Origin of the sequence: Bradyrhizobium sp. IC3123 (assembly GCF_020193625.1) — a bacterium.
GTDB lineage: Bacteria > Pseudomonadota > Alphaproteobacteria > Rhizobiales > Xanthobacteraceae > Bradyrhizobium > Bradyrhizobium yuanmingense.
The window spans coordinates 199,525-220,655 of record NZ_JADYVF010000004.1 but is presented as its reverse complement, the minus strand read 5'-3'; the positions used below and the strand labels follow the sequence as shown (position 1 = coordinate 220,655).

The window sequence follows — 21,131 nt, the reverse complement described above, 5'->3', positions numbered from 1 at the left end:
TCATCTTCGCTACGCTCAGATGCGAGCCGACCACGGGCGAGCTACGCTCGTCCCGGGCCCCCTCCAGGGGAGGGTAAAAAGCGCAACGTTTGTGGCTTATTGCGCACTGAACGTGCTGCTGCCGACGTGCGACAAAGCCAGGACACAACAAGCGTCCCGGACATCGCGATCATGGCAACAAAGCTCTCCCAACCCATGAAATGGGTCGTTCTCGCCGCCATCACCGGCGTTTGCGTTTGCGGCATCCTGACCGTCGGCCCGACGCACGAGGTTGCTGCGCAAGACCGCTCGCCGATCGTCGATGTGCGCACCGGCGATCCCGAGATGAACACCGCGATCGCTCGCGCCCGCGGCTCGCTGCCGACCTTCTGGGCTTCCTATGAATCGCCCAAGCCGTCCGAGTCTGGTCACGCTTTGAAGGTGCGCTTTACGACCCGCAAGGGCGGGGAGCACATCTGGATCGGTGAGGTGAAGAAGCTGCCCGACGGGACCTTGACCGGCGTCTTCGCCAACGAGCCGCGCGATCTGCCGGGCAAGCGAGCCGGCGATAAGGTCAAGTTCGCGGAGGCCGACATCTCGGACTGGATGTTCATGCGCAACGGCAAGATCGTCGGCGGCGAGACCATCAAGCCGACGCTGAAATCGCTGCCGAAGGCCGACGCGGACGCGCTCCGGGCGCGAATGGAGCAGCCGTAGGGCAGTTGCCGCCCCGCGCCGCGGCTGGTAAACGCCGCGCATGGCCGAGAAACCCAAAAAACCCCAGAAACTGAAGGCGCGCCTGCCGCGCGGGCTCGAGGATCGCGACCCTGCCGCGATCCGGGCGACGCGCGAGATGGTCGAGAAGATCCGCGCCGTCTACGAGCTCTACGGTTTCGAGCCGGTGGAGACGCCGGCGATGGAATATACCGACGCGCTCGGCAAATTCCTGCCGGACCAAGATCGTCCGAACGAGGGCGTGTTCTCGTTCCAGGACGACGACGAGCAATGGATCAGCTTGCGCTACGATCTCACTGCGCCGCTGGCCCGCTACGTCGGTGAGCGCTACGGCACCGACGGTCTGGTGCTGCCCTATCGCAGCTACCGCGTTGGCTACGTCTTCCGCAACGAGAAGCCCGGCCCCGGCCGCTTCCGCCAGTTCATGCAGTTCGATGCCGACACGGTCGGCTCGGCGACGCCGGCGGCGGATGCCGAGATCTGCATGATGGCGGCGGACACGATGGAGGCGCTCGGGATCGCGCGCGGCCAGTACCTGGTGAAGGTGAACAATCGCAAGGTGCTCGACGGCGTTCTGGAAGCCATTGGCCTCGCGGGTGAAGAGAATGCGGCGCGCCGACTGACCGTGCTGCGTGCGATCGACAAGCTCGACAAGTTTTCCGCGGATGAAGTGCGCAAGCTGCTCGGTCCCGGACGCTGGGATGGCGGCGAGGAAGGCAAGGGCGACTTCACCAAAGGCGCCAATTTGAGCGCGGCGGAAGCCGATGTTGTTCTCGCCATCACCAAGCCGCGCGAGGATTGGAGAGAAGCAATTGCCGCGGCAGAAACCTATCTCGCCAAGAGCGAAGTCGGTCAGGCCGGCGTCAGCGAGCTGGAAGAGATTGCAAAACTGGTCACGGCCTCGGGCTATGGTGCGGATCGCATCAAGATCGATCCCTCGGTCGTGCGCGGCCTCGAATATTACACCGGTCCCGTCTACGAGGTCGAACTCCTGCTCGATACCAAGGACGAGAAGGGCCGCCCGGTACGCTTCGGCTCGGTCGGCGGCGGCGGGCGTTATGACGGCCTCGTCTCGCGCTTCCGCGGCGAGCCGGTGCCGGCAACCGGCTTCTCGATCGGCGTGTCGCGGCTGCAGGCCGCGCTGACGCTGCTCGGCAAGCTCGACACGCGGCCCGAATTCGGCCCCGTCGTCGTCACCGTGTTCGACCGCGACCGCGTCGCCGACTACCAGAAGATGGTCGCGAGCTTGCGTACCGCGGGCATCCGCGCCGAGCTCTATCTGGGCAATCCCAAGAACATGGGCAACCAGCTCAAATATGCCGATCGCCGCAACTCACCTTGCGTCATCATCCAGGGCTCGGATGAAAAGGCGCGTGGCGAAGTGCAGGTCAAGGATCTGATCGAGGGCGCCAAGGCGGCCGCTGCGATCGCCTCCAATCAGGAATGGCGCGAGACCCGGCCGGCGCAGTTCTCGTGCAGCGAAGCCGATCTCGTCGCAAAAGTACGCGAGGTCCTGGCCCGCCATGACGTGAAGTGGGGCTAGCTATTCGCAGGCCGCGTCGTGCCCGGGCTTGTCCCGGGCATCCACGTCTTGTTTGATAGATGAGAACGTGGATGGCCGGGACAAGCCCGGGCATGACGACAGCAGCAGGGAGAAGACAATGCCTGAGATCACCATCAGCATGGCCGAGGGCCGTACCGACGAGCAGAAGGCCGGCATGATGCGCGACATCACCCAGGCGCTGGTGAAGAATCTCGGCGTCGATGCCGATGCCGTCGTCATCCAGATCAACGAAGCCCCGCTCCGCCACAAGATGAAGGGCGGCAAGACCTTCGTGGAGCGTGCGGCGGCGGCGAAGAAGTAGCGGTCGACGGTTCTGCATTCACCGCTGTCGTCCCCGCGAAGGCGGGGACCCATAACCACAGGGAGTGGTATTGGGCCAGCTGGTAACTCCGAGCCTTCGCCAAACTTGATCCTGTGGTTATGGGTCCCGGATCGGCGCGCGCTTAAGGCGCGCTTGTCCGGGACGACACTGAGTGTAAGGGGTCCATGGACGCACGCGACTTCATCACAACAGGCATGAGCGCCGAGCGCACGCTGGTGGTCCCGGTGGAGCGCACCGTCGGGCATTTCGTATCAGGCATGCCTTTTGTCTACGCGACGCCGATGATGATCCTGGAGATGGAGATGGCATCGGGTGATGCGATCCGCTCAGCGCTTCAGCCGGGCTGGGTCACTGTCGGTACCGAGGTCGACATCCGCCATCTTGCCGCCGCGCTCGTCGGCGCGACCGTGCGGACCACCGCAAAGGTGGTCGCGGTCGAGCGCCGCGTCATTCGCTTCGAGGTCGAGGCATTCGAGGGCCCGCGCAAGCTCGGCGAAGGCCGCCACGCCCGCGGGCTCGTCAATGTCGAGATGTTCAACAAGCGGCTCGGGGCTTAACGCGGCTGTGGATTTCGCCTAATCCACCTTCCGCGCTTTTGGAGACGAATACGACGTTTCCTGCTCCCTGCGGAGACGCACGGCAGACAGCCTCTCGTCAATCGCCACATCCGCCCAGGTGATGCAGGTGTCTTTGGCTACCGCCTTGGTCAATCGCACATTGTGCGCAAGCCCGAGTGGCAGATAGCGCTTTTCAAGCGAGGTGCTGGCGGGCGTCAGTTTGCCGAAGACGGTGTAGCCGCCTTCTCCGTCGAGCATGTCTCCCTCGCGCAAGTCCTTCTTGGCTGTGGCAGCAACATCGGCGTTGAACGTCGTGGCGACGCCTGTCGCCTCATTGCGCAGAGCGATCGAGGCAACTGAAATTCCAAGCTCCAGCCCTATGAGATGCCACTTCTTGTAGGAGCTCATGTAACGACCGCTCGGATCGGTGACGACGCTGTATTCCTGGAAACAGTTGCGGATGTAATCGCTGTCGCCTTCGAAACAGACCCACACGCCCTTGCGGATGTCGTTGGGGATGGGCCTGCCTTCGGCCGTCAGGCAGGATACGACCTCGACCTGGCCCTTGGATTCCAGGATGCCGCCCTCCGAACGGGGGCGCATCAGCGTGGGGATGTCGTCGACCGATCCCGGTGGGAATGCAAGGCCATGCGAGGGCGCCTCCAGGCCGGTTGCGTTCGCGATCGCGGCAGATTCAATCGCAGGCTTGGAGCCGTCGAGGAACGCGTTGAACATTTTTGGATTCATGCCCCCGCGCGCAGCTTGCTCTGCAGACAATCCCCAGTGATCCCAGACCGTTTCGGGCGTCGATTCCCGGTAATGCGGCAGCCATTTGTGGCCACGGCCCGCTGCCACGACGGGAAAACCGCAGGCCCTCGCCCAATCTACGAGGTCGCAAGCGAGAGCCGGCTGATCGCCATAGGCCAGGCTGTAGATCACGCCGGCCTGCCTGGCTCTCTGCGCGAGGATCGGTCCGCAGAAGGCGTCGGCTTCGACGGTCACGTTGATGACGGCCTTGCCTGCAGAAAAGGCGCCGAGGCAGTGCTCGACCGCCGCGACAGGATTGCCGGTGCACTCTGCGATCACCTCGATGCCTTCGCACTTCACAAGCGCTTCCCAGTCGTCGGTCAGGAAGGTCGTGCCGTACTTGAGAGCATCCCCGAGTGAGGTCGCGGCGAACTGCTCCGGGCGCCACCCCACCCGGTACAGGTTTTCGCGGGCACGCGATGGGGACAGGTCAGCAATTCCAACGAGATGGACGCCCGGCGTACGCAGGACTTGATGGAGATACATTGCGCCGAACTTGCCCGCCCCGATCAGTCCGATTTTGATGGGGCGCCGCTCGGCCTGTCGTTCGAGAAGTTTCGCGTAGAGGTTCACGATTGCTCTCCCTATCGGCAACGACCGGGATCGCCGCGCATTCGGCCGCCGAAGCGCTCTGATCCGTCTACTTCGCCAATTCCTTCGACCGCTGCGTGGCCGCGGCGATGGCGCGGATCATGAGATCGCGCAGGCCCGGCTCGCCCATCAGCACACTGAGCGCGGCGGCCGTGGTGCCGCCGGGCGAGGTGACGTTCTGGCGCAGCGTGCTCGCGGGCTGCTCCGACCGGTGCAGCAGCTCGCCGGAGCCGGCGACGGTCTCGCGGGCGAGCTTGGTCGCCAGCGCCTCCGGCAATCCCGCTTCGACGCCGGCGCGGGCGAGCTCTTCGGCGAGCAGGAACACATAGGCCGGGCCCGAGCCGGACACGGCGGTGACCGCGTCCATCAATCCTTCATCCTCGACCCATTCGACCGAGCCGGTGGCGCGCAGCAGCGCATCCGCCACCGCGCGCTGCGCGGCGCTGACGTTGTTCGCGGCAACAGCGACGGTGATGCCGCGGCCGATCGCTGCCGGCGTGTTCGGCATCGCGCGCACCACGGCGCCGCCACAGACCTCTTGGAGCGCGGCGATCGTGGTGCCCGCCATGATCGAGACCACCGACGTCTTTTCCGAGACGAACGGCTTCAGCCTGGCGCCGGCCTCGCGGAACATCTGCGGCTTCACCGCCACGACCAGCGTCTCGACGGCGCCGGCGGCGCTTACATCAGGATTGAGCACGACGCCCTTGGCGGCCAGCGCGGAGATCTCGGGCGCAATGTGCGGCTCGATCACCGCGACGCGGCGCGGATCGAGCCCACCTCCCAGCCATCCGGTCAGCATTGCGCCGCCCATCTTGCCGGCGCCGGCGAGCAGGATTGTGCCGGTGATGTTTTGAAGAGGGTTGTTTGCCATCGCCGTTGCCACGCGTTTGCTGTCATCCCCGCCTAGTGCGCAATTGCGCACGGGGGGCGGGGATCCCTGCGCGAGCGATTGCTCGTCGCATAACCACAGGCGGTTCTAGTGGATCGAGGTGTCGGCAACAAGCCGCGTGCCACAAGTGGCCATCACGCGGTATGGATCCCGGATCGGCGCGCGCTTTGGGCGCGCTTGTCCGGGATGACGTAGGGAGGGAGCTGCGGCTCCCCCACGCATTGCGAGTCCTAGGCCTCGCCCACCGTATCGAACATTGCCGCGTCCATCGCCTCCGCCGTGCTCTTGCCGGCCCACACCACGAACTGGAACGCCGGGAAGTAGCGCTCGCAGGCATGAATGGCGCCTGCAAGCATGACCTCGCATTGCGCCGGCGAGGCGGTGAGGCCGCCCGGCAGCACCAGGGCCTGGCGGTGCATCACCATGCCGGTGGTGGTCCACAGGTCGAAATGGCCGACCCACAGCTGCTCGTTCACGGCGGCGACGAGCCGCTGCACCTCGCCGCGGCGCGCGGGCGGAATCTTCATGTCGAAGGCGCAGGCCAGATGCAGCGCCTCGATCTCGCCCATCCAGGTAAAGGAGAGCTGGTAGTCGGTCCATTGTCCCTTGGAGACAATCGTGAGCTCGTCCTCGCCGGAGCGTTCGAACGGCCAGTTGTTGCTGGCGGCGATGTCCTCGACCACCGCGAGCGGATGGTTTCTGGAATCGATAGTGCCTTCGAGCAGGGACATGCCGTCTCGACCTCTTGCCTTCTTGTTGTCTTTGATACGCACGCGGTTGGGCCCGGCGCGCACTCCCTAAACGTCGCTGCGGCGTCCCTCGGATCAGCCTTTGCAATCCCCTCGGAGTCGCTGTTGCGATCCCTCGGATCAGCGCAGGCCTGTCGCGGATCAAGTGATGTGATTTGCGGAATCTGCGCAACGGGGTCGCGAGTCCGTCCACAAGCCAGGACTCGTTCGTCCACAGCTCATCTCCGCCACAATTCTTAACGGACGAGAACAAACCGGAATCGGATTCGGCAAAAAAGCTAGCCGCAAATTCCGTGAGGCGAGGGCCGGACCGCCGTGCGGGCATGGGACCATGCGCTTGGCCCATGCGGAACATGCTTGCCGCGACTGCCCGGCGGCGGCATATTTCCTGATAGGCCGTTCATCCCGGACGGCCGATGTTCTCAGGGCGGGGTGAAAGTCCCCACCGGCGGTAAGGGCCGAACGGCCCAAGCCCGCGAGCGCCTTCCGCGAGGGCTATCCCGAACGGAAGGGTCAGCAGATTCGGTGCAACTCCGAAGCCGACGGTTAAAGTCCGGATGAAAGAGAACGGTCGCTGGCAGACGCATCGCAAGGTGCGGCTGTTTGTCGTTCCGTGTGCCCTGATTCTGGTCCTTAAACCGAGGAAAGCCATGAATCAGATGCTGCAAGACCCCCAAACCGAAACGTCCCAAACGCCGCCGCCGGTTCCCGTGGATCCGGCCCCTGCGCATCCGCGTTTCGCCAAGCCGCAGCGGGTGGCCTTCGTGCAGGCCTGCTGGCACCGCGACGTGGTCGCGGAAGCCCGCATCGCCTTCATGAAGGAGGCGGAAGCCCGCCACCTCACCCATGTCGACGTGTTCGAGGTGCCGGGCTCGTTCGAGATCCCGCTGCACGCGCAGGTCCTCGCCAAGACGCGGCGCTACACCGCGATCGTCGCGGCCGGTCTCGTCGTCGACGGCGGCATCTACCGCCACGAATTCGTCGCCGACACCGTGATCAAGGCGCTGATGGACGTGCAGCTGCGCACGGAGGTGCCGGTGTTCTCGGCCGTGCTGACGCCGCAGCAATTCCACGAGACCGAGGTGCACTACGATTTCTTCCGCAAGCACTTTGCGATCAAGGGCGTCGAGGTCGCGACCGCCTGCGCGGAGACGTTGCACGGCCTGGAGCGCCTGCGCGGCCAGGTCGCCGCGGGGATCGTGGGGTAGGCAATGGTCATTCCGGGGCGCGCGCAGCGCGAGCCCGGAATCCATTGATCGACACGGATTGCTGCAAGATGGATTCCGGGTTCGGCGCTGACGCGCCGCCCCGGAATGACGGTGCTAGATCAAATCAGTCGAACAGGCTCGACACCGATTCTTCCGCCGCCGTGCGCGCGATCGCATCCGAGATCAGGCTGGCGATCGGCAGGGTGCGGATGTTCGGCGCCTTGGTCACCGCGTCGGTCGGCAGGATCGAATCGGTGATCACCAGCTCCTTCAGCCTGGAGCCGGCGATGCGCGCCGCCGCGCCGCCGGAGAGCACGCCGTGGGTGATGTAGGCGTAGACGTCCTTGGCGCCCTTGGCGAGCAGCGCATCGGCCGCGTTCACCAGCGTGCCGCCGGAATCGACGATGTCGTCGACGAGGATGCAGGTGTGGCCGGAGACGTCGCCGATCACGTTCATGACCTCGGACTCGCCCGGCCGCTCGCGGCGCTTGTCGACGATGGCGAGCGGGGTGTTGATGCGCTTGGCGAGGCCGCGCGCGCGGGCGACGCCGCCGACGTCGGGCGAGACCACCATCGTCTTGGTCAGGTCGAACTTGTCCTTGATGTCGCGCACCATCAGCGGCGCGGCGAACAGGTTGTCGGTCGGGATGTCGAAGAAGCCCTGGATCTGGCCGGCATGCAGGTCGAGCGTCATGACGCGGTCGACGCCGGCCTGCGTGATCATGTTGGCGACGAGCTTGGCCGAGATCGGCGTGCGCGAGCCTGATTTACGGTCCTGCCTGGCGTAGCCGAAATAGGGCAGCACTGCGGTGATGCGGCGCGCCGAGGAGCGGCGCAGCGCGTCGGTGATGATGAGCAATTCCATCAGATGGTCGTTGGCGGGGAACGAGGTCGACTGGATGACGAAGGCATCCGAGCCGCGGACGTTCTCCTGGATCTCGACGAAGATCTCCATGTCGGCGAAGCGCCGCACCACCGCCTTGGTCAGCGGCAGGTCGAGCCCTTGCGCGATCGCCTGGGCGAGGGCCGGATTGGAGTTGCCGGCGACGAGCTTGATGGAGCCGTTTTTGGCCGACATGGACGCTTCCTCCCGCGCTTTGCTGGATACGACCTTCAACATCAGAAAATACCCGCTGGCAGCACGGTTACGACGGGCGAGGAAATATCAGGCGGAAGGCCGCGATGGCAACCCGGGATGCTACGTTTTCCCTTCGAAAATCCTGAGTCGGGCCAACGGCTTGGCCGCAAGTTGAGGCCGTGGTTTAGCGGGGGTTATTGCTCGGCATAGCCGAGCGCTGATGCCGGCATGTCCGGCGCGGGAGCGTCCTTGACGACGCTGGCCACCGCCGGTCCCCGCAATGCCGGAGCCGCGCCGGGTGCATCCGGCGTTCCGTTGATCATGTTGGAAAGTCCGCTGAATCCGGCCTGGGCGATCTTCCGCAGCACGAGGTCGTCGGCAGCCAACCACGCGTCGCGCCCGCCCTTGGCCGAGGTCGGTTCCTCGCCGGAGAGACGCAGCGCGCGCTGCTGATTGGCGTCGTAGACGTCCCAGACCCAGGCGATCACGGTCTTGCCGCGCACCACCTGGGCGGAGAGGTAGCTGCGCACGCGATAGGCAGCCGTACCTTCGCGGGAGACCACGGACAGGCTGCGCAGCTTGGATTCGCTATCGAGCACGCCGACCATGCGGTCGAACACTTGCGGAGGTGGCCCGTCGATCGATTCGAAGGCGATAGTGGCCCCGCTGCCGGCGCTCGGTGCCATCGCATAGGAATTGGCGGCACTGCCGCCGCCGCCGGCGCAGCCGCCCAGCGCGGCCGCCGCCACCAGCAGCATGACCGCCAGCACGCGCGAACCCGCGCGGCGGAAGATGAATGACGCGTCCCTCATTATGGAGGGCAGCGATATCGTTAAAATCGATTAAGGTCTAGGGCAGGCGCGACACATCCCCACTGTCATTCCGCGGCGATGCGCAAGCATCGGGCCCGGAATCCATTTCGCCGCGTGAATTGCCGCACGATGGATTCCGGGTTCTCGCTTCGCGAGCCCCGGAATGACACGGGTTGCCCCTGTGTTCACCCTTCCAGCGCGATCGCGTGAACGTGGCGGCCGTAATCCGGCTCCTTGCGATGCACCGAACGGCGATAGCTGAAGAAGCGCTCGTCGGCGTAAGTATCGAGACCGAGATCGTCGATCATCAGGATGCCGGCGGCCTCCAGCCGCTTGCGGATGAAGCCGGCGAGATCGAACATCGCGTGGCCCTCGCGCACCGAGGGGATGAAGAACACAGCGTTCTCGGCATCCTGTTCGATGAAGCGCGCCACGAACTCGTTGCCGACCTCGTAGCTGTCCTGGCGGATTAAGGGGCCGATCGCGGCGATGATGCCGCCGCGCGTGGCGCCGAGCTGCTCCATCGCCGCGATGGTGGCTTCCAGCACGCCCGTCAATGCGCCCTTCCACCCCGCATGCGCGCCACCGATCACGCGCGCCTGGGGATCGACGAACAGCACCGGCCCGCAATCGGCGGTGGAGACGCCGAGCGCGATGCCTGGCGTCTTCGTCACCAGCGCATCGCCCTTCGGCCGTGGCCCGCTCGGCCACGGTGCCTCGGCAACCAGCACGTCGGGCGAATGGATCTGGTGCAGGCTGAGGAAGCGCTCGGGCGCAACGCCGACATGCTCGGCCATGCGGCGCCGGTTCTCGGCGACCAGGGTCTGATCGTCGTTAGAGCCGAGCCCGCCGTTCAGCGCGGAATAGATGCCGCCGGAGACGCCGCCCTCGCGGGTGAAGAAAGCATGGCGCAGGCCGGGCACGGCCGACAGCAGCGACGAAGCTATCGTCATGAGGCCTCTCCTGCCTGTTCGAGATCGCTGAGGCCGGCAAGGCTTGCCAGCCGCGGCTCGGAGATGCCGAGCACCTTGAACATCGAGCCCATGCCGCCACGCCCGGTATCGGTCAGGCGCCTGAGCGCCACCGAAATGTCGGTGGCAACGTCGGGCGCAGCTTTCTGCATCAGGGCGGCGGCGCGGGTGTCGATGCCGATCCGCTTGAGGAAGTCGCCTTGCGTCACCGGCCCATGCACGCGCGCGCCGACATCCTCGGCCGCGCGCGCCAGCGCCTGGAAATCGACATGGGCGGTGACGTCGGCCTGGCCCGGCGCCTTCAAGGGATCGGCGAAGCTGTGGCGCGCAATCGCCTGGAACGTGTCGCCGGCGTCGCTGCGGAGGTGGCCGTAATCGATGATCAGCGCCGCGCCGTCCTGGTCGCGCACGCGCGTGGCAAGCTTCATGATCTCGCCGTCGGGGCGCCACTCGAACACGGCGCCGATGGGGGCGGCGCGCACCAGGGGCGGCAGCAGCACGTCGAAGCGAGGCGTCGGCTCCGGCGCCGCGCCGAACTGAAGCTTGCCGTTGGGATCGATCTCGATCACGCGCTCGTGCCAGCCGTTCTCGAGCCGGACCATCTGGTGGATCGGCAGCACGTCGAAATATTCGTTGGCGAGGATGATGCTGGGGCCCTCCGGCACCTCGTCGATGCTGTCGTGCCAGGCGATGTTGCGCACGTTGGCGAGCGTCGCGCTCTGCCGGTCCCGCAACACGGGATTGACCTCGACCATGTGGATGTGGAGCGCCTGGTAGAGCGGGGGCAGCACGCGGAGCGCGCGCAGCGCATCCGCCATCATGGTGCCGCGGCCGGGGCCGAGCTCGATCAGCCGAAGGAACTGCGGCGAGCCCATCTGCTTCCAGACCGAGGCGGTCCACAACCCCAACAGCTCGCCGAACATCTGGCTGACTTCGGGCGCCGTGGTGAAGTCGCCCTCGCGCCCGAGCGGATCGCGCGAGACGTAATAGCCGTAGCGCGGATGCATCAGGCACAGTTCCATGTACCGCCAGACCGGCATGGGCCCGGAAGATTTGATCAGCGCCTTGATCTCGTTGAGCAGCGGCTGGTCGGTCACGGCGATCTTCTCGAAATGAATTAACGAATGGCCTGGACGGGCGTCGGCGCACCGCGCCTCACTGCCAATACAATAAGAATGAGGCCGACGATAAGCATCGGGATCGACAGCAGCATGCCCATGGTTAATCCGCCCCAGAGAAAACCGAGCTGCGCGTCCGGCTCCCGGAAATGCTCGCCGGCGATGCGGGCCAGGCCATAGACCAGAATGAAGGCGCCGAGGATCATGCCGGGGCGCTTCAAGGCACCGAACCGGATCATGATCGCGAGCACCGTGAACAGCAGGATGCCCTCCATGCCGGCTTGGTAGAGCTGGCTCGGATGCCGCGGCAACTGCGTCGGATCGTTGGGGAAGATGATCGCCCAGGGCAGGGTCGGGTCGGTGGCGCGGCCCCACAATTCGCCGTTGATGAAATTGGCGATGCGTCCGAGCAACAGCCCGACCGGGGCGACCGCGGTGGTGATGTCGCCGAGCGACAGGATCGAGATGCCATTGCGCCAGGCGAACCACATCACCGCGACGACGCAGCCGAGGAAGCCGCCGTGGAACGACATCCCGCCCTCCCACAATTTGAAGATCGCGGCGGGATGGTCGATGAAGAAGGGCAGGTTGTAGAACAGCACGTAGCCGGCGCGGCCCCCCACGATGATGCCGAGCGTGACCCACAGGATGAAGTCGTCGATCTGAAGCAGCGAGATCGGCGCGGGTCCGCCCCACAGGCGTTCGCTCTTCAGCAGCGCGCGGGCATAAAGCCAGCCGAACACGATGCCGCAGATATAGGCCAAGGCATACCATTTGATCGCGAACGGACCGATCTCGAGCGCGATCGGGTTGAAGGCGGGGAAGTCGATGAGCAGAAACGGCATCGCGCCTTCTGTGTCCAAGCGGGATCGCGGCGGTCGGCGCCGGCAGACGCCCCGTGATTCCTCTTATGCAGGGACGTTGAATACGATTGCAAGGAAACCGGCGCATGACAAGGATACCGCCGCTTCGCTCTTGAACGGGCCCCGTCGGATTGCCATTGTCATTCTGCGTGTTCGCGCAAAGTTTATCGGAGGCCCACAATGACCCAGACCAACAACCGGTTTTTCGACGAGATCGGCCGCCTGATGAACGACGCCGCCGGTGCTGCCCAGGGCGTCAAGCGCGAGTTCGATTCCGTGATGCGCAGCCAGGCCGAAAAATTCCTGCGCGACATGGACCTCGTCAAGCGCGAGGAGTTCGAGGCGGTCAAGGACATGGCGCGCCTGGCGCGCGAGGAGAACGAAGCCCTGAAGGCGCGGCTCGCAGCGCTGGAGGCGAAGCTCGGGGGGACCCCGACGTCGTAAAGCGCGGTCTCTTACCCTCCCCTGGAGGGGGAGCGTCGGCGCGTAGCGCCGGGGTGGGGTGATCTCTCCACTCGGGCACCGCCTCGATCGAGAGACTGTCACCCCACCCCGGCTCACGTTTTGCTACGCTCCATATGAGCCGATCCTCCCCCTCCAAGGGAGGGTAAGGACCCGGGCCTCCAGGGGAGGGTACCAGCCCATTCTCCTTGTCATTTCCGCCTCTTCCGGGTAAAAGCCCGCCACGTCCGCGGCCCCCGCACCCCTGGAGGCTTGCTGCGGACCATGCCATGGGCCGCCTTGCGGCCCATTAACTTTTGCAAAAACAAGGACTTAACGACATGGCGACGACCGTCAAGGAATTGAAGGCGACCGCGCGTCCGAAGAGCGGCAAGGGGGCCGCCCGGGCTGAGCGTCGCGCCGGGCGAGTGCCCGGAGTGATCTACGGCAACAACCAGCCCCCGCTGACGATCTCGATCGAGGATCGTGAACTGCGCCAGCGCATCCTTGCCGGCCGGTTCCTGACCACGCTGGTCGACATCGACCTCGAGGGCAAGAAGCACCGCGTCATTCCGCGCGACTACCACCTCGACCCGGTCAAGGACTTCCCGATCCATGTCGACTTCATGCGGCTGGGCGAAGGCGCCACCATCCGCATCAGCGTTCCCCTGCACGTGGTGAAGGCGGAAACCTCTCCGGGCGTGAAGCGCGGCGGCACCGTCAACATCGTCGCCCACGCGATCGAGCTCGAATGCGGCGTCGAGAGCATCCCGCAGTACATCGAGGCCGATGTCGGCTCGCTCGAGATCGGTCACTCCCTGCATCTGGCCGACGTCAAGCTGCCGGCCGGCGTCAAGGCGCTGACCCGCGAGGACGCGACCCTCGTCACCATCGTGCCGCCGTCCGGTTACGCCGAAGAGCAGAAGGCCGCTGCTGCGGCTGCCGCTGCTGGTGCGGCCCCGGGCGCTGCGGCTGCTCCGGCCGCTGGTGCTGCGGCTCCGGCTGCTGCTCCTGCCGCTGCTGCCAAGGCTCCCGCCGGCGGCGACAAGAAGAAGTAATCTCTCGAAGCTGGCGCGCGGTCCTTGACCGCGCGCCGAGCGGGGGCGCGCCGCGTCATGCGACTCTTTGTTGGGCTCGGCAATCCCGGCGCGAAATACGCACGTAACCGGCACAATATCGGCTTCATGGCCGTCGACGAGATCGCGCGGCGTCATGGTTTTGCGCCGTGGCGCCGCCGCTTTCAGGGCGAGACCTCGGAAGGTGCGCTCGGACCCGAGCGCGTGATCCTGCTCAAGCCCACGACCTACATGAACGAGTCCGGACGCAGCGTTCAGGAAGCGGCGAGCTTCTTCAAGATCGCGACCAGCGACACCACCGTGTTCCACGACGAGCTCGAGCTGCCGCCAGGCAAGGTGCGGGTGAAGATTGGCGGCGGCATTGCCGGCCACAACGGCCTGCGCTCGATCTCGGCGCATATCGGCAACGATTATCGCCGTGTGCGCCTCGGCATCGGTCATCCCGGCGTCAAGGAGCTGGTGCACGGCCATGTGCTGTCGGACTTCGCCAAGGCCGACAACGAATGGGTGACGACGCTCTGCGACGCGGTCGCCGAGCACGCCGCACTGCTTGCCAAGGGCACGGACGCAACCTTCGCCAACAGGGTGCATCTGGCCATGCAGGCGAAGGGGTTTTTGACCAAGGACGAGAACGGAGAGAAATCGAGCTGATCTCTCTCCGTCATGGCCGGGCAAAAGCGCGAAGCGCGTCTTTGCGCTAGATACCCGGCCATCCACGTCTTTCTTTCTCCGCGGAGCGAAGGACGTGGATGCCCGGCACGAGGCCGGGCATGACGACTTCAACGCACGCACGCGCCCGCGGCGCGAAGACTGGAAGAGACCATGGGATTCAAATGCGGGATCGTCGGATTGCCCAATGTCGGCAAGTCGACCTTGTTCAATGCGCTGACCGAGACGGCCGCGGCGCAGGCCGCGAACTATCCGTTCTGCACCATCGAGCCGAATGTCGGCGAGGTCGCCGTGCCCGATCCCAGGCTCGACAAGCTCGCGGCCATCGCAAAGTCGGGCCAGATCATCCCGACCCGGCTGACCTTTGTCGACATCGCAGGCCTCGTGCGCGGCGCCTCCAAGGGTGAAGGCCTCGGCAACCAGTTCCTCGCTAATATCCGCGAGGTCGACGCCATCGCGCATGTCGTGCGCTGCTTTGAAGACTCCGACATCACCCATGTCGAAGGCAAGATCGCCCCGCTCGCGGATATCGAGACCATCGAGACCGAGCTGATGCTCGCCGATCTCGACAGCCTCGAGAAGCGCGTCGACAATCTCACCAAGAAGGCCAAGGGCAACGACAAGGACGCCAAGGAGCAGCTCGATCTCGTCAACCGCACCCTGGTGCTCTTGCGCGAAGGCAAGCCCGCGCGCCTCGTCGAGCGCAAGGCGGAGGAGGAGCGGGCCTTCTCGATGCTCGGCCTGCTGTCGTCCAAGCCTGTGCTCTATGTCTGCAACGTCGAGGAAGGTTCGGCCGCGACAGGCAACGCCTTCTCCAAGGCGGTCGAGGAGCAGGCGGCGCAGGAGGGCGCGGTTGCCGTCGTCATCTCCGCCAAGATCGAATCCGAGATCGCGACCATCTCGCGTGACGAGCGCGCGGACTTCCTGGAGACCTTGGGCCTCGAAGAAGCCGGCCTCGACCGCCTGATCCGTGCCGGCTACACCCTGCTCGACCTCATCACCTACTTCACCGTGGGCCCGAAGGAAGCGCGCGCCTGGACCATCCATCGCGGCACCAAGGCGCCGGCGGCGGCCGGTGTGATCCACACCGATTTCGAGAAGGGTTTTATCCGCGCCGAGACCATCGCGTTTGAGGATTATATCGCGCTCGGCGGCGAAGCCGGCGCGCGCGATGCCGGCAAGCTTCGCCTCGAAGGCAAGGATTACGTCGTCGCCGACGGCGACGTGATGCATTTCAGGTTTAATACGTAGGAGCTGGTCATTCCGGGGCGCGCGAAGCGCGAGCCCGGAATCCATCTATACGCTTGTTCTGTGGCTCAATGGATTCCGGGCTCGCCTCTTCGAGGCGCCCCGGAATGACGGGAATCACCGCATCCCTGATCCCTGGTCCCTGATCGCGCCGAGATGCTCGTTGATGCGGAAGACGATCAGGATCAGCTCCGCGACGATGCGCGAGAACACGATGCCGACCACGACGCTGGCGATCGACGACAGCAGCACCAGGAAGCCGCCGAATGGGCTGATCGCCATCGCGGCCAACCCTGAGAAGATGCCGGAGAGCCCGAACAGGCAGATCAGCGCGATCACCAGCCAGTAGAAGGTCTTGATGATCGTCGGCGTGATGAAGCGGTCCCACTGGAACAGGTCGCTGAATGAGAACATTGCTCTCCCCAAGGCAAATCGCAAGGCAAATCGGGACTTCAAATCGGGCTTCGGCCGTCGATCGATCCGACTCAAATCAACGCCGATCTCAAGTATGTAGCACGAGCCATGCGGGCCGGCGGGTTGAGATTGCCGCAAAGTGCGGCCACAATCTGTCATTCCCGCAAAGCTTTCCCGAGATGACCCTGACCTTCGAAGATTTCCCGCCTGGCCGGTTCGGAACGTTCGGCCCGCGCCACGTCACCCGCGACGAGATATTGGCCTTTGCCGCCGAGTTCGATCCGCAGCCGATGCACCTCGACGAGGCGGCAGCAGCTGAGAGCATGCTGCGCGGCCTGTCCGGTTCGGGCTGGCACCTGTGCTCGCTGATGATGCGGATGATGGCCGACGGCTTCATCACCCGCGCCGCGTCGCTGGGATCTCCCGGCGTCGACGAGGTGCGCTGGCTGTCGCCACTGCGGCCTGGCGACGATCTCACGCTCGACGTCGATGTCCTGGAAGCGCGGGCCTCGAAGAGCCGACCTGAGCTCGGCATCGTCAAGTTCAAATGCACCGCGCGCAATGCGGCGGGGCAGGCGCTCGCCGAGATGACCTCGCCGATCCTGATCAAGCGGCGCGAGGGAGCGGCCTGATGCGGTTCTTCGAAGACATCGCGATCGGTCAGCGCCGCGAGATCGGCGCCTATACGTTCACCGCGGAAAAGATCAAGACCTTCGCCGCCAAGTTCGATCCGCAACGCTTTCACCTCGACGAGGAGGAGGGCAAGAACTCGCTGTTCGGCGGGCTCGCGGCCTCGGGCTGGCATGTCGGCTCGGCCTGCATGAGCCTGCTTGTCGCCGACGGCCAGCGCCTGGCGCGCGAGGCCGCCTCGCGCGGCGAGGAGGTCGCCGTGTGGGGCCCGTCGCCGGGCTTTCGCGACCTGCGCTGGATCAGGCCGGTGCTCGCCGGCGACACCGTCTCTTACGTCAACGTCGTCATCGACAAGCGCACCTCGGCCTCCCGTCCCGGCTGGGGCATTTTGACGGCCCGCACCAACGGCACCAACCAGCGCGGCGAGGAGGTCTATTCCATCACCGCCTCCGCCTTCGTGCCGCTGCGCAAGGGCGGTTAGATCTGTTCCAAGATGAACGGGCAAATGAGTGCGCGAGTGTTGCCCGCGCGCTATGGACGCGATTCCGGGTGGCTGCCATAAGCCTGCGCAACATGGTTACGGCGAAGCAGTTTCGCGGAACCAGTCAGTTGCTAACTAATTATGAACCTGTCGCTGTCTATTTGAAACGAATAGGCAGACGACAGGGGACGAGGACCATGGCTGATCGCGGCGCACTCAAATTTGTTGGATTCATCTTCGCGACCGCGACGCTGGCCGTGATGCTGGTCGCGGGCATGGTGGCGAAGGGCTACGCCGATGGCGCCTACACGCTGGAAGCCTCGACCGCGGAAGCGGCCCGGTAAGAATTCGTTAACGATCGCGGCCGGCATCCGGCCGCAGCTCAGCGGCTATAGACGAACGCCAGGATGGCGATCGCAACCGCCAGCAGCCCGACAAAGCGCAGCATGATCGTGCCGAATTGATTCGGCGCGGGCCGCAACGGGATCGGGTCCGTGGTGTCGGGCCGAATGCTTTCCATCTGAAATGTCCCCTGAGCCCGGCCGTAGCTGCACGGGCGCTTGGCGTTGGTCGCCGGGGTGGGCCGGAGGGTTCAATGGTGGCCGTTGGCCGCGCCACATTCTCCGCTGTCGTGCCCCGGCTTGTCCGGGGCATCCAGTACGCCGCGGCCTATCGATTCAATCACCGGCGCTGGTGGAATACTGGATCACCCGCCCCTGTGCGCAATTGCGCACTAGGCGGGTGATGACACCTGTGTTGGAGAAACGGCTGCGTGACCCACCAACAAATCAAAACCGCCGCGCTCCCTTCCGGAACGCGGCGGCCAATGATGCGTTCGTGCCGGCGATCAGCTGTTGCGCAGGCCGTCGGCGGCGCGCTTCCACTGCGCGACGTTGTCGGCGATCATGCGGGTCGATTTCATCGCGGCCTGGCTGAGCTGGGCGTAGCCGGAGATCTCGCGCTGGACGCGCTGGCCTTCGGCGTGGAGCAGGTCGCGCAGGCTCTCGAGCTCGGAGATCAAATTCTCGATCTCGGCGAGCGAGGTGCCGGCGACGCGCTGGATCAGCGAGTTGACGTTGTTGACGGTGGCTTCCGCGCTCGGGTCGAGCGGCGGGGCGTCGGTGGTGGTCGCTGCCGGACGACGCAGATAGGCGATGTCGTTGCGGACGAAGTCGCGGATGCCGGCTTCGACCTCGGTCACGGCGGCGAGGTTGGTGTCGACCGTCTCGGTCTCGGTGGCTTCGATCTTTTCGGGACGCATGGCGTTCATCGTTATTCCCCTGTTCGCGTTGAGCGCAGCGCGAGTGTCCCCCGCACGACGACGTCTGTGAGGCAGGCCGTATCAGGGCGTCCGATTTTGACCGCAAATGGGCCGAGATGCGGCAAGGCCGGACCATTCGGGGGTTTTGCCGTGGCGCATGGTTAGGGAAGTGTGAATGCTGCCGCGGTGATGACCCTCTCCCCGCAGGCAGGGAGCGGCGAAGGCTCACCAGCTCTTCTTGAAGCCCGCCGTCACGCTCTTGTTCAGCGTGCCTTGCGAGGTTTCACCGACCGAGCCGGAAACCGTGACGTTGTCGAACAGCTTCTGCTCTGCGCCGAGCTTGCGCAGCCATTTGTCGTCGGTGGTCGACAGCGTCTGGCCCGCAATGATGCTGGTGCCGGTGTCGGTCGCGGTGACCTTGGCGGTCTGGTCGGTCTCGTAATTGCGCGTGACGTGGCCGCCGATGCCGGGGACCGCACTGGTGCCCTGCTGATTGACGCTGTAGCCGTTCTGCAGCGTCAGCGAGGTGTCGCCTGACAGCGGCACCGATTTGGTCAGCGACGCCCCGATCTTGCTGTGCTCGGCGCCGGGATCGACCCTGGCTTCCACCGCGGTCTTGTCCCAGATCGCGCCCGCGCCCGGCGCGGTTGCCGTCGCCCAGGCGCTGCCCGAGGATTGCGGCAGGTTGCCGCCGTTGGTGGCCTTCTGCGCCAGCAGCTCGGACATCGTCCTGGGCTCGCTCGCCAGCGTCATGTCGGCGCCGACTCGGGTATCCCAGAACGAGGACACCGATTGCTTCACGGTCACCGCCGAGGAGCCGTTGGCATTGGGATTCGACGACCAGTCGAGGCCTTCCCTGGCGGCGGCCTGCGCGCGCTTCTTGGCGGCCATCGGGTCGATGCCGGTCCCAGCATCGACCGCGATCTGGCTCCAGTCGAGCTTGTCGACGTCGATGCCCTTCATGATGTCGGGATCATTGACGTCGGGGGCTTCGGCCGCCTCGGCCTCGTCGTCGGATGCGGGTGAGGAGAAGGGCGGAATGATCTGTGCCTGTAACGTCAGCACCGAGCCCAAGATGAATGCGGCCGCCAGCAACGGCAGCCTGGTCCAGCCAAACCCTGTCGAGAATTCCATCGTCCTGCCCGCGAACCCCAGCGCATGCTGTCCGCCCCACTATAGCGGTTGCAATGACCATGCGCCATTCCGGCGCTGAAAGTGCCGGTTTATCGTTGCGGAATTGTGGCGGTTCGCAAGGGGAGGCGAACCAACGGGCCGCGCGAAAGGCGCGCGCCCGATGACAGGTTCGTGATGCGACGGCATCCGGCGGGGCTGGAGGCCAGGACGTCGCGATCGCCTCGTCATCGGTCCCGAACAGCGGGGCCCGTTGGCGTCCCCCCTGAAGCGCGATGATCATCATCGCGCTTCAGGTTGTTGTTTGCGCATGATCTTCTCGGAAAACCGCTTCGTACTTTGCGCTAACGCGGCCCTTCAGGTCCGGATCATTCGTTAGCCGACGCTGGTCATCTTCGGCAGATGAATGGCGCGGCCGAGTGCCTGCTCGACCAGGTCGAAGGTGTCGATCAGCACCCGCATGCTGATCAGCTTGCCGGCCTTGAACTGGGCGAACTGCGCCACGCGCAGGCTGATCGGCTTGTTGGAATCCAGCGCCGTCAGCGAATAGCGCACCATCGAGGCGGCGGAATCCACGCCCAGCATGATGCTCTCGCGGTCGAAGCGGCGGACCTGGAAATTGTCGGCGAGCTGGCGGATGACGTCGAGCACGGCATCCTTGCCCTGGCGCGCGCCGAGGAACGGAAACATGTCGATCGGGCCGTAGAGCGCCCACTCGACGTCCTCGTCGATCAGGGCCTCGATATCCCTAAAATCCCGGTCGTTGATCGCGCGGTGCAACGCACGCGAGAAACGCCAGAGGCTGTGCTCTGTCATTTGGGGCAGTCCTGAAGCTGGCTTTACGGAAAAAAACGGCAAACAACCCCATGCGCACCAAGGCGCCAGGGCTCAACTCATTTGTATACGAACAAATTAGCAGATTTCGGCCAAAACGCAATTCACGTTTTCGCAATGCACACTTGAACGGGTTTTGTGAGATTTACAATACAACCCCGTAATTGTCCGGGTCCCGGCGCTCAGTCCGCCCCGGCAATCAGCGGCCCGATCTCCCGTTCCAGCACCTGCTGCACCAGGTCGTAGGAATCGATGATCTCGCGCATCTCCGCCACCAGTCCGCCGCGAAACGTGTAGAACACCGCCATGTCGAACTGCACGATGCGGTCGTTGCTGCGCTTCTTGAAAAAAGCGTGCATGTAGGTCGCGACGGCCTCGCCCTCGGCGACGATATGCGGCGTCTTGTAACGAACCTCCGAATAGCGCGACCAGACCGTCTGCCACAGCTCGCGCAGCTCCTGCTTGCCGTGGCGCGGCACCAGATGTGGCAGCACGTCGATCGGGGCGTGGGTGAGGAAATAGACGTCATCGGTGCAGCAGGCCAGCGCCGTCTCGATATCGCCGCGCGCGAAGGCATCGAGCAGGTGCACGACGCGTTGGCGATTCAGCTGCTCCACCGTCATTCCCACCGGTCCCGTTCCGCCGTTGCGTTCAGCAACGCTAACGCGCGGCCTCGCCGATCGACAATTGCAAAATCTCG

At 65.0% G+C, this 21,131-nt stretch carries 26 protein-coding genes and 1 riboswitch; of the genes, 12 read left to right on the top strand and 14 right to left on the bottom strand.

The window, feature by feature from the left end; translation table 11 throughout:
- Positions 1-171: 171 nt before the first annotated feature.
- The 4 genes from I6F20_RS15345 (at position 172) to I6F20_RS15330 (ending at position 3,157) form a co-directional block, all read left to right on the top strand.
- The gene (locus I6F20_RS15345; RefSeq protein WP_225126831.1) at positions 172-696 is read left to right on the top strand and encodes a YegJ family protein; all 525 of its coding nucleotides are present in this window, start codon (positions 172-174) and stop codon (positions 694-696) included.
- A gap of 40 nt (positions 697-736) precedes the next feature.
- A complete protein-coding gene (hisS, locus tag I6F20_RS15340) occupies positions 737-2,257 on the top strand; it encodes a histidine--tRNA ligase (protein ID WP_225126829.1) in 1,521 nt (506 codons plus the stop codon).
- Positions 2,258-2,324: 67 nt separating this feature from the next.
- The gene (locus tag I6F20_RS15335; RefSeq protein WP_276477896.1) at positions 2,325-2,579 is read left to right on the top strand and encodes a tautomerase family protein; all 255 of its coding nucleotides are present in this window, start codon (positions 2,325-2,327) and stop codon (positions 2,577-2,579) included.
- Positions 2,580-2,764: 185 nt separating this feature from the next.
- A complete protein-coding gene (locus tag I6F20_RS15330) occupies positions 2,765-3,157 on the top strand; it encodes a thioesterase family protein (protein ID WP_036009365.1) in 393 nt (130 codons plus the stop codon).
- An 18-nt stretch (positions 3,158-3,175) separates the two neighbouring features.
- Here the strand turns inward: I6F20_RS15330 and I6F20_RS15325 are convergent, their stop codons facing one another.
- From I6F20_RS15325 to I6F20_RS15315, 3 genes are all read right to left on the bottom strand, one after another.
- Entirely contained in the window at positions 3,176-4,537 is a 1,362-nt protein-coding gene (locus tag I6F20_RS15325) for an NAD(P)H-dependent oxidoreductase (protein ID WP_036027138.1), read from the bottom strand.
- A 67-nt stretch (positions 4,538-4,604) separates the two neighbouring features.
- Complete coding sequence (gene proC, locus I6F20_RS15320; RefSeq protein WP_225126828.1) at positions 4,605-5,429, bottom strand: pyrroline-5-carboxylate reductase; 825 nt, start codon at positions 5,427-5,429, stop codon at positions 4,605-4,607.
- A 248-nt stretch (positions 5,430-5,677) separates the two neighbouring features.
- On the bottom strand, positions 5,678-6,178 hold the full coding sequence (locus I6F20_RS15315; RefSeq protein ID WP_036009392.1) for a type III secretion system chaperone family protein: 501 nt from the start codon (positions 6,176-6,178) through the stop codon (positions 5,678-5,680).
- A gap of 432 nt (positions 6,179-6,610) precedes the next feature.
- Positions 6,611-6,769, top strand: a riboswitch (FMN riboswitch).
- A 77-nt stretch (positions 6,770-6,846) separates the two neighbouring features.
- Here I6F20_RS15315 and I6F20_RS15310 point away from each other — a divergent pair.
- Positions 6,847-7,404: a 6,7-dimethyl-8-ribityllumazine synthase gene (locus tag I6F20_RS15310; RefSeq protein ID WP_036027167.1), complete on the top strand. Its 558-nt coding sequence runs from the start codon at positions 6,847-6,849 to the stop codon at positions 7,402-7,404.
- A 124-nt stretch (positions 7,405-7,528) separates the two neighbouring features.
- On the opposite strand, the gene I6F20_RS15305 is transcribed toward I6F20_RS15310, so the two are convergent.
- From I6F20_RS15305 to lgt, 5 genes are all read right to left on the bottom strand, one after another.
- On the bottom strand, positions 7,529-8,482 hold the full coding sequence (locus tag I6F20_RS15305) for a ribose-phosphate pyrophosphokinase (RefSeq protein WP_036009398.1): 954 nt from the start codon (positions 8,480-8,482) through the stop codon (positions 7,529-7,531).
- A gap of 194 nt (positions 8,483-8,676) precedes the next feature.
- The gene (locus I6F20_RS15300; protein WP_225126827.1) at positions 8,677-9,294 is read right to left on the bottom strand and encodes a hypothetical protein; all 618 of its coding nucleotides are present in this window, start codon (positions 9,292-9,294) and stop codon (positions 8,677-8,679) included.
- 185 nt (positions 9,295-9,479) lie between these two features.
- Positions 9,480-10,247, bottom strand: coding sequence for a peptidoglycan editing factor PgeF (gene pgeF / locus I6F20_RS15295; RefSeq protein ID WP_225126825.1), 768 nt, complete (start codon positions 10,245-10,247; stop codon positions 9,480-9,482).
- Positions 10,244-11,362 (bottom strand): class I SAM-dependent methyltransferase, encoded by a 1,119-nt coding sequence (locus tag I6F20_RS15290; RefSeq protein ID WP_036009380.1) that lies wholly within the window; start codon positions 11,360-11,362, stop codon positions 10,244-10,246. The genes pgeF and I6F20_RS15290 overlap by 4 nt, the downstream gene beginning before the upstream one ends.
- Before the next feature lie 20 nt (positions 11,363-11,382).
- Entirely contained in the window at positions 11,383-12,228 is an 846-nt protein-coding gene (lgt, locus tag I6F20_RS15285) for a prolipoprotein diacylglyceryl transferase (protein ID WP_036027175.1), read from the bottom strand.
- A gap of 198 nt (positions 12,229-12,426) precedes the next feature.
- On the opposite strand from lgt, the gene I6F20_RS15280 reads away from it, so the two are divergent.
- The 4 genes from I6F20_RS15280 (at position 12,427) to ychF (ending at position 15,683) form a co-directional block, all read left to right on the top strand.
- Positions 12,427-12,690 carry an accessory factor UbiK family protein gene (locus I6F20_RS15280; RefSeq protein WP_057027684.1) on the top strand — a complete coding sequence of 88 codons (264 nt, stop codon included), beginning with the start codon at positions 12,427-12,429 and terminating at the stop codon, positions 12,688-12,690.
- 338 nt (positions 12,691-13,028) lie between these two features.
- Positions 13,029-13,745, top strand: a complete 717-nt coding sequence (locus I6F20_RS15275; protein WP_057027685.1) for a 50S ribosomal protein L25/general stress protein Ctc — start codon at positions 13,029-13,031, stop codon at positions 13,743-13,745.
- A gap of 57 nt (positions 13,746-13,802) precedes the next feature.
- Complete coding sequence (pth, locus tag I6F20_RS15270) at positions 13,803-14,414, top strand: aminoacyl-tRNA hydrolase (RefSeq protein ID WP_225126823.1); 612 nt, start codon at positions 13,803-13,805, stop codon at positions 14,412-14,414.
- A 171-nt stretch (positions 14,415-14,585) separates the two neighbouring features.
- Entirely contained in the window at positions 14,586-15,683 is a 1,098-nt protein-coding gene (gene ychF / locus I6F20_RS15265) for a redox-regulated ATPase YchF (RefSeq protein ID WP_225126822.1), read from the top strand.
- Between the two features lie 114 nt (positions 15,684-15,797).
- Here the strand turns inward: ychF and I6F20_RS15260 are convergent, their stop codons facing one another.
- Positions 15,798-16,094, bottom strand: a complete 297-nt coding sequence (locus I6F20_RS15260) for a DUF4282 domain-containing protein (protein WP_028134403.1) — start codon at positions 16,092-16,094, stop codon at positions 15,798-15,800.
- A 179-nt stretch (positions 16,095-16,273) separates the two neighbouring features.
- Here I6F20_RS15260 and I6F20_RS15255 point away from each other — a divergent pair, with 179 nt between their 5' ends.
- The 3 genes from I6F20_RS15255 (at position 16,274) to I6F20_RS15245 (ending at position 17,549) form a co-directional block, all read left to right on the top strand.
- A complete protein-coding gene (locus I6F20_RS15255) occupies positions 16,274-16,726 on the top strand; it encodes a MaoC family dehydratase (protein WP_036027191.1) in 453 nt (150 codons plus the stop codon).
- Entirely contained in the window at positions 16,726-17,205 is a 480-nt protein-coding gene (locus I6F20_RS15250; protein WP_225126821.1) for a MaoC family dehydratase, read from the top strand. The genes I6F20_RS15255 and I6F20_RS15250 overlap by 1 nt, the downstream gene beginning before the upstream one ends.
- Positions 17,206-17,402: 197 nt before the next feature.
- A complete protein-coding gene (locus I6F20_RS15245) occupies positions 17,403-17,549 on the top strand; it encodes a hypothetical protein (protein ID WP_036009412.1) in 147 nt (48 codons plus the stop codon).
- Positions 17,550-17,587: 38 nt separating this feature from the next.
- Here the strand turns inward: I6F20_RS15245 and I6F20_RS15240 are convergent, their stop codons facing one another.
- The 5 genes from I6F20_RS15240 to I6F20_RS15220 all read right to left on the bottom strand — a co-directional run bounded on the left by I6F20_RS15240 (position 17,588) and on the right by I6F20_RS15220 (position 21,054).
- Positions 17,588-17,725: a hypothetical protein gene (locus I6F20_RS15240; RefSeq protein ID WP_007614812.1), complete on the bottom strand. Its 138-nt coding sequence runs from the start codon at positions 17,723-17,725 to the stop codon at positions 17,588-17,590.
- Between the two features lie 327 nt (positions 17,726-18,052).
- Entirely contained in the window at positions 18,053-18,475 is a 423-nt protein-coding gene (locus I6F20_RS15235) for a hypothetical protein (protein ID WP_036009414.1), read from the bottom strand.
- A gap of 216 nt (positions 18,476-18,691) precedes the next feature.
- Positions 18,692-19,600: a hypothetical protein gene (locus tag I6F20_RS15230; protein ID WP_225126820.1), complete on the bottom strand. Its 909-nt coding sequence runs from the start codon at positions 19,598-19,600 to the stop codon at positions 18,692-18,694.
- 372 nt (positions 19,601-19,972) lie between these two features.
- Positions 19,973-20,413, bottom strand: coding sequence for a nuclear transport factor 2 family protein (locus I6F20_RS15225; RefSeq protein ID WP_109145308.1), 441 nt, complete (start codon positions 20,411-20,413; stop codon positions 19,973-19,975).
- A gap of 200 nt (positions 20,414-20,613) precedes the next feature.
- Positions 20,614-21,054 carry a nuclear transport factor 2 family protein gene (locus tag I6F20_RS15220; protein WP_057027692.1) on the bottom strand — a complete coding sequence of 147 codons (441 nt, stop codon included), beginning with the start codon at positions 21,052-21,054 and terminating at the stop codon, positions 20,614-20,616.
- Positions 21,055-21,131 lie beyond the last annotated feature (77 nt).

Excerpts from the sequence above, each read along its gene's own strand:
- I6F20_RS15345 (WP_225126831.1), top strand. The coding sequence starts at position 172 with ATGGCAACAAAGCTCTCCCAACCCATGAAATGGGTCGTTCTCGCCGCC.
- hisS (WP_225126829.1), top strand. The coding sequence starts at position 737 with ATGGCCGAGAAACCCAAAAAACCCCAGAAACTGAAGGCGCGCCTGCCG.
- I6F20_RS15330 (WP_036009365.1), top strand. The coding sequence starts at position 2,765 with ATGGACGCACGCGACTTCATCACAACAGGCATGAGCGCCGAGCGCACG.
- proC (WP_225126828.1), bottom strand. The coding sequence starts at position 5,429 with ATGGCAAACAACCCTCTTCAAAACATCACCGGCACAATCCTGCTCGCC.
- I6F20_RS15315 (WP_036009392.1), bottom strand. The coding sequence starts at position 6,178 with ATGTCCCTGCTCGAAGGCACTATCGATTCCAGAAACCATCCGCTCGCG.
- I6F20_RS15310 (WP_036027167.1), top strand. The coding sequence starts at position 6,847 with ATGAATCAGATGCTGCAAGACCCCCAAACCGAAACGTCCCAAACGCCG.
- I6F20_RS15305 (WP_036009398.1), bottom strand. The coding sequence starts at position 8,482 with ATGTCGGCCAAAAACGGCTCCATCAAGCTCGTCGCCGGCAACTCCAAT.
- I6F20_RS15300 (WP_225126827.1), bottom strand. The coding sequence starts at position 9,294 with ATGAGGGACGCGTCATTCATCTTCCGCCGCGCGGGTTCGCGCGTGCTG.
- pgeF (WP_225126825.1), bottom strand. The coding sequence starts at position 10,247 with ATGACGATAGCTTCGTCGCTGCTGTCGGCCGTGCCCGGCCTGCGCCAT.
- lgt (WP_036027175.1), bottom strand. The coding sequence starts at position 12,228 with ATGCCGTTTCTGCTCATCGACTTCCCCGCCTTCAACCCGATCGCGCTC.
- I6F20_RS15280 (WP_057027684.1), top strand. The coding sequence starts at position 12,427 with ATGACCCAGACCAACAACCGGTTTTTCGACGAGATCGGCCGCCTGATG.
- I6F20_RS15275 (WP_057027685.1), top strand. The coding sequence starts at position 13,029 with ATGGCGACGACCGTCAAGGAATTGAAGGCGACCGCGCGTCCGAAGAGC.
- pth (WP_225126823.1), top strand. The coding sequence starts at position 13,803 with ATGCGACTCTTTGTTGGGCTCGGCAATCCCGGCGCGAAATACGCACGT.
- ychF (WP_225126822.1), top strand. The coding sequence starts at position 14,586 with ATGGGATTCAAATGCGGGATCGTCGGATTGCCCAATGTCGGCAAGTCG.
- I6F20_RS15260 (WP_028134403.1), bottom strand. The coding sequence starts at position 16,094 with ATGTTCTCATTCAGCGACCTGTTCCAGTGGGACCGCTTCATCACGCCG.
- I6F20_RS15255 (WP_036027191.1), top strand. The coding sequence starts at position 16,274 with ATGACCCTGACCTTCGAAGATTTCCCGCCTGGCCGGTTCGGAACGTTC.
- I6F20_RS15250 (WP_225126821.1), top strand. The coding sequence starts at position 16,726 with ATGCGGTTCTTCGAAGACATCGCGATCGGTCAGCGCCGCGAGATCGGC.
- I6F20_RS15245 (WP_036009412.1), top strand. The coding sequence starts at position 17,403 with ATGGCTGATCGCGGCGCACTCAAATTTGTTGGATTCATCTTCGCGACC.
- I6F20_RS15240 (WP_007614812.1), bottom strand. The coding sequence starts at position 17,725 with ATGGAAAGCATTCGGCCCGACACCACGGACCCGATCCCGTTGCGGCCC.
- I6F20_RS15235 (WP_036009414.1), bottom strand. The coding sequence starts at position 18,475 with ATGAACGCCATGCGTCCCGAAAAGATCGAAGCCACCGAGACCGAGACG.
- I6F20_RS15230 (WP_225126820.1), bottom strand. The coding sequence starts at position 19,600 with ATGGAATTCTCGACAGGGTTTGGCTGGACCAGGCTGCCGTTGCTGGCG.
- I6F20_RS15225 (WP_109145308.1), bottom strand. The coding sequence starts at position 20,413 with ATGACAGAGCACAGCCTCTGGCGTTTCTCGCGTGCGTTGCACCGCGCG.
- I6F20_RS15220 (WP_057027692.1), bottom strand. The coding sequence starts at position 21,054 with ATGACGGTGGAGCAGCTGAATCGCCAACGCGTCGTGCACCTGCTCGAT.